General features: G+C 72.1%; 6 protein-coding genes. 1 reads left to right on the forward strand and 5 read right to left on the reverse strand.

Annotation, left to right across the window (positions count from 1 at the left end; all coding sequences use genetic code 11):
- The 5 genes from ACZ7C5_RS37285 to ACZ7C5_RS37305 all read right to left on the reverse strand — a co-directional run.
- Positions 1–743 (reverse strand): ATP-binding protein (locus tag ACZ7C5_RS37285; protein ID WP_470324398.1); only part of this gene is annotated, 743 nt, incomplete at its 3' end.
- Positions 744–820: 77 nt separating this feature from the next.
- On the reverse strand, positions 821–1,039 hold the full coding sequence (locus tag ACZ7C5_RS37290) for an acyl-CoA carboxylase epsilon subunit (protein ID WP_470324399.1): 219 nt from the start codon (positions 1,037–1,039) through the stop codon (positions 821–823).
- A 14-nt stretch (positions 1,040–1,053) separates the two neighbouring features.
- Entirely contained in the window at positions 1,054–2,649 is a 1,596-nt protein-coding gene (locus ACZ7C5_RS37295; RefSeq protein ID WP_401086799.1) for an acyl-CoA carboxylase subunit beta, read from the reverse strand.
- Positions 2,646–4,394, reverse strand: coding sequence for a fatty acyl-AMP ligase (locus tag ACZ7C5_RS37300; protein ID WP_470324400.1), 1,749 nt, complete (start codon positions 4,392–4,394; stop codon positions 2,646–2,648). Before ACZ7C5_RS37300 ends, ACZ7C5_RS37295 begins: the two co-directional genes overlap by 4 nt.
- A gap of 67 nt (positions 4,395–4,461) precedes the next feature.
- Positions 4,462–6,153, reverse strand: coding sequence for a flavin monoamine oxidase family protein (locus tag ACZ7C5_RS37305; RefSeq protein ID WP_401087248.1), 1,692 nt, complete (start codon positions 6,151–6,153; stop codon positions 4,462–4,464).
- A gap of 448 nt (positions 6,154–6,601) precedes the next feature.
- Here ACZ7C5_RS37305 and ACZ7C5_RS37310 point away from each other — a divergent pair, with 448 nt between their 5' ends.
- Positions 6,602–7,468, forward strand: a complete 867-nt coding sequence (locus tag ACZ7C5_RS37310; protein ID WP_401086794.1) for an ACP S-malonyltransferase — start codon at positions 6,602–6,604, stop codon at positions 7,466–7,468.
- Positions 7,469–7,594: the final 126 nt, after the last annotated feature.

Consider the following 7,594-nt stretch of genomic DNA (forward strand, 5'->3'; position numbering starts at 1 on the left):
GGGGTGAGGAAGGGCGCGGGGGCTTCTTCGACGAGTTTCTGGTGGCGGCGCTGGAGTGAGCAGTCGCGGGTGGAGACGACGACGACGTTGCCGTGTTTGTCGGCGAGGCACTGGGTCTCGACGTGGCGGGGGTTGTCGAGGTAGCGCTCGACGAAGCATTCGCCGCGGCCGAAGGCGGCGACGGCTTCGCGGACGGCGGATTCGAAGAGTTCGGGGATCTCTTCGAGGGTGCGGGCGACCTTGAGGCCGCGGCCGCCGCCGCCGAAGGCGGCTTTGATGGCGACGGGGAGGCCGTGTTCGCGGGCGAATGTGACGACTTCGTCGGCGCCGGCGACGGGGTCGGGGGTGCCGGCGACGAGGGGGGCGCCGGCGCGTTGGGCGACGTGGCGGGCGGTGACCTTGTCGCCGAGGTCGCGGATGGCCTGGGGGGGCGGGCCGATCCAGGTGAGTCCGGCGTCGAGGACGGCCTGGGCGAAGTCGGCGTTCTCCGAGAGGAAGCCGTAGCCGGGGTGGACGGCGTCGGCGCCGGAGTCGGCGGCGGCCTTGAGGACCTTGGCGATGTCCAGGTAGCTGGTTGCGGGAGTGTCACCGCCCAGCGCGTAAGCCTCGTCGGCCGCGCGGACGTGCAGCGCATCCCGGTCCGGCTCGGCGTAGACGGCGACGCTGGCGATACCGGCGTCCCGGCAGGCGCGGACGACCCGCACCGCGATCTCGCCACGGTTGGCGATCAGCACCTTACGCACGTTGAACTCCCTCGTCCCTGCCGTTTGCTCGTCTTGCTCGTCGTATCGGGTGGTCGTGCGGCCGCACGCGCGGCCGGTCAGCCACCGGTGCCCCAGTGCCGGGGCCAGGCGGTCATCCGCCGGGCGGGCGGTGCCCAGCCCCGGCCGGGGCGGGCCCGGGCCGGGGCGCCGGCGGCGGCCAGGGCGGTCACCGCGACCACCGCGGCGGCCAGTTCCTCGCTCGTCGGGCTGCCGTACACCACCAGCAGGCCGTCCTCGGCCCGCCCGTCGGTGCCCTCCGCTGCCGCCCCGCTCACAGCTCCCGCCCCGCTCACAGCGGGATGTTGCCGTGCTTGCGCGGCAGCCGGGAGGCGCGCTTGCCGCGCAGCGTCTCCAGGGCGCCGGCGATGGTCCGCCGGGTCTCGTGCGGCATGATCACCGCGTCCACGTAGCCGCGCTCGGCCGCCGCGTACGGGTTGCAGAGCGCGTCCTCGTACTCCCGGCGCAGCCTGGCCCGCTCGGCGACCGGGTCCTCGGCCTGCTTGACCGCGCGGTGGTGCAGCACGGTCACCGCGCTCTCGCCGCCCATCACCGCGATCTCGGCGGTGGGCCAGGCGAGGTTGATGTCGACCCCCAGGTGCTTGGACCCCATGACGCCGTAACCGCCGCCGTACGCCTTGCGGGTGACCACGGTGACCATCGGGACGGTCGCCTCGGCGTAGGCGTAGATCAGCTTGGCGCCGCGGCGGATGATGCCGGCCCGCTCCTGCTCCAGGCCGGGCAGGAAGCCGGGCACGTCGACGAAGCTCACGACCGGGACGTGGAAGGCGTCGCACATCCGGATGAAGCGCGCGGCCTTCTCACTCGCGTCGATGTCCAGCGCTCCGGCCGAGACGATCGGCTGGTTGGCCACGATGCCGACGCTGTGCCCGTCGATCCGCCCGAGCCCGCACACCACGTTCTTGGCGAACAGCGGCTGCACCTCCAGCAGTTCGCCGCCGTCCAGCACGGTCTGCACGACCCTGCGCATGTCGTACGGCACGTTGGGGCTGTCCGGCACCAGGGTGTCGAGCGCCCGGTCGGCCTCGGTGAGGGTCCGCGGCTCGGTGGCGGCGTAGACCGGCGGGTCCTCCATGTTGTTGGAGGGCAGGTGGCCCAGCACCAGGCGGACGTACTCGAAGGCGTCCTTCTCGTCCTGCGCGAGGTAGTGCGCGGCGCCGGAGACGGTGTTGTGGCTGAGCGCGCCGCCGAGTTCCTCGCGGTCGACGTGCTGCCCCATGACGGTGCGCAGGACCTCGGGCCCGGTGACGAACATGTGCGAGATGTCCTCGACCATCACGACGAAGTCGGTGATGGCGGGGGCGTAGACCGCGCCGCCGGCGCAGGGGCCCATCATCAGCGAGATCTGCGGGATGACGCCCGAGCCCTCGACCTCGCGCCGGACCATCTCCGCGTAGTAGGCGAGCGAGACCACGCCCTCCTGGATGCGGGCGCCGCCGGAGTCGTTGATGCCGATGACCGGGCAGCCGGTGCTGAGCGCCAGGTCCATCACCTTGACGATCTTCTCGCCGTACTTCTCGCCGAGGCTGCCGCCGAAGACCGTGAAGTCCTGGGCGAACACGCACACCTTGCGGCCGTCGACGGTGCCGTAGCCGGTGATCACGCCGTCGCCGAGCGGCCGGTTGCGCTCCAGGCCGAAGTCGTGGCTGCGGTGCCTGGCCAGGGCGTCGAGTTCGACGAAGGAGCCAGGGTCGAGCAGCGCGTCGATCCGCTCGCGGGCGGTGAGCTTGCCCTTCTCGTGCTGCTTGCGGGCCGCGTCGGAGTCGGCGCGGGCGGCCAACTCGTCGCGGCGGTGCTGTAGTTCGGCGATCCTGGCGGCGGTGCCGGCCGGGGCGGCCTGGTGGCCCGCGGGGGTGTCCTCGGTCACCGGGCGCTCCGCTCCGCCGCCGCGGCGGCCTTCAGCTCGCCGTTCAGGTAGCGGGCGCGGCAGGCCCGGCGCTGCACCTTGCCACTGGTCGTCCTGGGCAGGAAGCCGCGCCGCACGACGACCACCTCGTCCACGTCCAGCCGCTGGCCCTCGTGGACGGCGGTGCGGATCCGGGCCTCCAGCTCGCCCAGGGGAGTGGTGCGCAGGGCCCGGCCGTCCGCCTCGACGACGACGACCAGGCGCTCGCGCTCGCCGTCGTCGACGGAGAACGCCGCGGCCGCGTTGGGGTGCAGGCCGGGGGCGGAGGTCTCGGCCGACAGCTCGATGTCCTGCGGGTAGAAGTTGCGGCCCTGGCGGATGATGACGTCCTTCAGGCGGCCGGTGACGAACAGCTCGCCGTCGTGGACGAAGCCGAGGTCGCCGGTGCGCAGGAAGTGGCCGGCCTCCTCCTGCCCGGCGATCGTCGCCCGGAAGGTCTCCTCTGACTCCTGCGGACGCCCGTGGTAGCCGGCGGCCACGCACGGCCCGGAGACCCAGATCTCGCCGACCTCGCGCTCGGCCAGGACGGTGCGGGAGGCGGGCTCGACGATCCGCACGACGCTGTCGAGGACCGGGACGCCCGAGCCGACCAGCGGCTGGGCGCCCTCGCCGGGGGCGGACAGCTCCACCCGGTCCGCCCGCAGCGCGACCGAGTCCACCCAGAGCACCGGCGGCTCCTCGCCGAGCCGGCTGCCGGTGGCCTTGAGCGTGTTCTCGGCGAGGCCGTAGCCCGGGCAGCTCGCCTCCGGACGGAAGCCGGCCGCGGCGAAGGTCTCGGCGAAGGAACGGATCGCGCGCCAGCGCACCGGCTCCGCGCCGTTGGCGGCCACCCGCCACGAGGAGAGGTCGAGGCCGGGCGCCACCTTGCCCTCCTCCTGGGCCTTCACGCACAGCTCGTACGCGAAGCTGGGCGCCGCGGCGTGGGTGCCCCGGAAGCGGTCGATCGCCGCCAGCCACCGGCCCGGGCTGCGGACGAAGGCGTCCGGGGCCATCAGGTAGGCGGGCATCCCCGAGCTCAGCGGCATCAGGACGCCGAAGAGCATCCCCATGTCGTGGAAGAGCGGGAGCCAGGAGACGACCACGCCGTCCGGGCCGACCGGCCACAGCTCCTCGGTCTCGGCCACGTTGGCGAGGAAGTTGGCGTGGGTGACCATCACGCCCTTGGGATCGCCGGTCGAGCCGGAGGTGTACTGGAGCAGCGCGATGTCCTCCGGCTCCGGGAAGCCGCCGGTCCACTCGGCCCGCGGCAGCGCGCCGGTGTCGACCAGGGTGAGCCCGGCGAGATCCGGGTGGTCGCCGAAGCGCTCCTCCAGGTCGTGCTTCACCTCGGCGGTGGTCAGCACCGTCGTGGTGCCCGCGTCCTCGGCGATCCGGCGCAGCCGCGCCAGGCCGGTGGCCCGCCGCGGCACCTGCACCGGCGCGCCGGCCACCCGGGCGTACATGCAGCCGAGCAGCGCCCGGACGAACTCCAGGCCCGAGGGGTAGAGCAGCACCGCGCTGCCCCCGCCGAGGCCGGCCGCCGCCAGTGCGGCGGCCCGGGAGCGCGCGTCGGCTTCGAGTTGACGGTAGGTCAACGAGCCGTCTGGCTCCTCGCCGTCCCTGAGGTAGACGTACGCGGTCTCGTCGGGCTGCTTCTCGGCGCGCAGGCTCAGCGCGCCGGGCAGTGTCGTGGCAGGGCCCGTCGGCACCGGTTCGGTGATGGTCACGGTCGTGCTACCTCGTTTCGCGAGGACGTGGACGGTCGGTGGTGGCGAACAGGGATCCGGACAGGGGTCACGAGTACGGGAGTTCCAGCGGTGCGAGGGAGTCGAAGAGGTCGCCGGGCCCCGGGTTGGCCCGCGGGGCGTGGCCGCCCAGGTGGTCGACGACGCCCCACACCGCGTTGAGCGCGGTGGTCACCGCGCCCTCGGCGAAGCCGGCGGTCCACGAGACGTCGTCGCCGCACAGGAAGAAGCCGCGGTCGCGGGGCTCCAGGTCGTCCTGCATGAACTGGGTGAACAGCCGCCGCTGGTAGCGGTACTGGCCGGGCAGGTTCGACTTGAACGCGCCCATGAAGTGCGGCTCGGTCTCCCAGGTGACGCTGATCGGCTCGTCGATGATGTGCGAGCGGATGTCCACGTCCGGGTAGATCCGGCCCAGCCGGGCGAGCAGGACCTCCAGGCGCTCGCGGTCGGTGAGCGAGGCGAACTTCAGCGAGTCGTCGTTCCACGTGTAGGACAGGCACATCACGCCCGGGCGGTCGGGCCCGTTGTCGAACAGGTAGACGCCGCGGGCGATCCGGTCGGTGAGCGTCATCCCCATCACCTCGCGGCCGGTGCGCGGGTCGACGTCCCGCCAGAACGGCCGGTCGGTGAGCACGAACAGCTTGGAGGAGCCCATGTAGTGGGTGCGCTCGACGGCCGTCCACTGCGGCTGGGTCAGCAGGCCCGGGTCGCAGTCGATGCGGTTGAGCAGCGTCCACACGTGCGGGGTGAACACCACGGAAGGGAACACGCGCACGTCGCCGTCCGCGTCCTCGACCACGAACAGCTCGCCCTTGCGCCGCAGTCCGACCACGCCGGGGCGGGGCGTGCCGCCCTCGTGCAGCGAGGCGAGCGAGGTGCCGGCCGGCCAGTGCGCCGGGGACTCGGGGGCGTGCTGCCACAGGCCGTACGGCAGTTGCTGCACCCCGCCGACGATCGACATGTGGTTCTCGTCCGCCTCGGTGAAGACCACCCGGAGGATCTCCAGCACCGAGTTCGGGAAGTCGGTGTCCCAGCCGCCCGAGCCGAAGCCCACCTGGCCGAAGATCTCCCGGTGCCGGAACGAGTGGAACGCGGAGGAGCTGGCCAGGAAGCCGTAGAACGACTCGTCGTCGAACTCGCGGACCAGGCGGTCCCAGACCGCCTTCAGGATCGGCACGTCCCGCCGGGTGATCGCGTCGCGCATCGTGGACAGCGACGCGCGCTCCTGGAGCACCTTCTCCCAGGCGTCGGCGACCTCCTGGTACAGCTCCGGCAGGTCCTCCGGCGAACGGGCCCACGCCTGCTCGCCGTTGAGGTCGATCAGGGTGCCGGGGGTGTCCGGCGCCAGCGGGTTCGGGAACGGCTTGGTCCGCAGGCCCAGCAGGTCGATGTAGTGGTAGAGCGCCTTCGCCGAGACCGGGAAGCGCATCGCGCCCAACTCGGCCACGTACTCGGGGTGGTTGGCGAACGGCACGGCCCGCATCCGGCCGCCGAGGTCGCCGGGCTCGTACACCACGGGGCGCAGCCCCAGCCGCATCAGCTCGTAGGCGGCGGTCAGTCCTGCCATGCCGCCGCCGACCACCGCGACCTCGGTGCCGGCCCGCTCCGGCGGGAGCACGCCCAGGCCGGCCGGGTGGGTCAGCCACCGGTCGTAGGAGAACGGGAAGTCGGGAACGAGCATGCCTATCGAAGCCGCGCTTGGTGACGTCATCTGGAAAACCCCTCGGGCCGTGCCGACAATGCTGGTCGAGAAATCAGAGAATTTCCGGCAGAGTTCCGCACGCTCGCGCGGCGCGAGCCGCATCTCGCTAGGCGCCGGCCCGGGGTCGGCCGCGCACTGTGCCCCAGTTACCGCGGGACCGCCTTCGCCGACGGGCTCACGCTATTTTTCGCGGCGCCGCAGGGGCAACCCCTACGCACCCTGTCAACCGGCCCCAACCCGTACGGAATGGCACCCCGAGGGGCCTGCGCCGCAGGCCGGCGGCGTCTCCCTGGCCCGCCCGCACCGTACCGGAACCGGTGCGGGGTCGGCGTAGGGGGCCTATGGGGTGGTCGCCGGACGGAACCCCGCCGTAGCCTCGGTCACGCTGTCCGCTAGCTGACTGTTGGGTGAAATGCTGATGGAAGAGAAGACAGCTGTCGTATTTCCTGGAATGGGGCCGTCAAGCTTTTCCACGGTCGGCAAGTTCATGGTTCTCGACAGATACGCGCGCCGGCGGATAGCCGACGCGGACCGGGCCCTGGGCTACTCGCTGCTCGACCGCTTCTACGCGGCCGACGACGACTACTCCGAATACACCCAGGTGGCCTTCCTGGTCAACTCCCTGGCGCTGGCCGACCGGGCCGAGGACGTCATGGGAATGCGCGCCGACTACGTCGCGGGACCGAGTTTCGGGCAGAAGGCCGCGGCCGCCTGGACCGGTGCCATGGACTATCCCGACGTGGTCCGGATGACCGCCGAACTCGCCCGCTGCGAGCAGGAGTTCTTCGCCACCGAACACACCGACGTGGTGACCCACTCCTTCGTGCGCGTTCCCGAGGACGACTTCAGGGAATACCTCGACGGGCTCACCGCCGACGGAGAGTGGTACGACGTGTCCGGCCGGCTGGACGAGGGCTTCTACATGCTCTCCGTCCGGGAGCACCTCCTCGAAGGCCTCAAGAAGGCCGTCGGCGCCATGGGCGGCTACTCGATGTACACGATGCGTCCGCCGGTGCACGCCGAGGCCTTCGACGGACTGCGCCGCAGGGCCGAGGAGGAGGTGTTCTCCCGCTACGAGATCGGCGCCCCGGCCCAGACCGTCATCGCCGACCAGGACGGCAGCCGGGTGACCACCGCCGACCGGATGCGCACCATGATGCTCGACACCTTCGACAAGGGGATCCGCTGGCCCGACGTCGTCGACTCGCTGCTCGGCCTCGGGGTGCGCAAGCTCTACATCACCGGTCCCGAGAACCTGTTCCGCCGGGTGCAGTGCACCACGCGGAACTTCGACGTCGTCGCGGTCGACCCGAAGAGCGTCCTGCGGGCCGCGCTGAGGCCGGCCAAGCGCTGAATCCGGCGGCGGTCCCGCGCCCTTCGGATTCCGCGCCGCGACCGCGGCTGAAGCGTGCCGCGATCGCGCCGGAACCCCACCGGAATCCCGCCGGAACCCCACCGGTTCGCCGCCCGGCGAAAGGGG

The sequence above is a fragment of the Kitasatospora sp. NPDC036993 genome (genome assembly GCF_055607525.1).

What these genes read in the sequence shown, in the direction of transcription:
- ACZ7C5_RS37310 (WP_401086794.1), top strand. Translation starts at nt 6,602, where the DNA reads ATGGTTCTCGACAGATACGCGCGCCGGCGGATAGCCGACGCGGACCGG.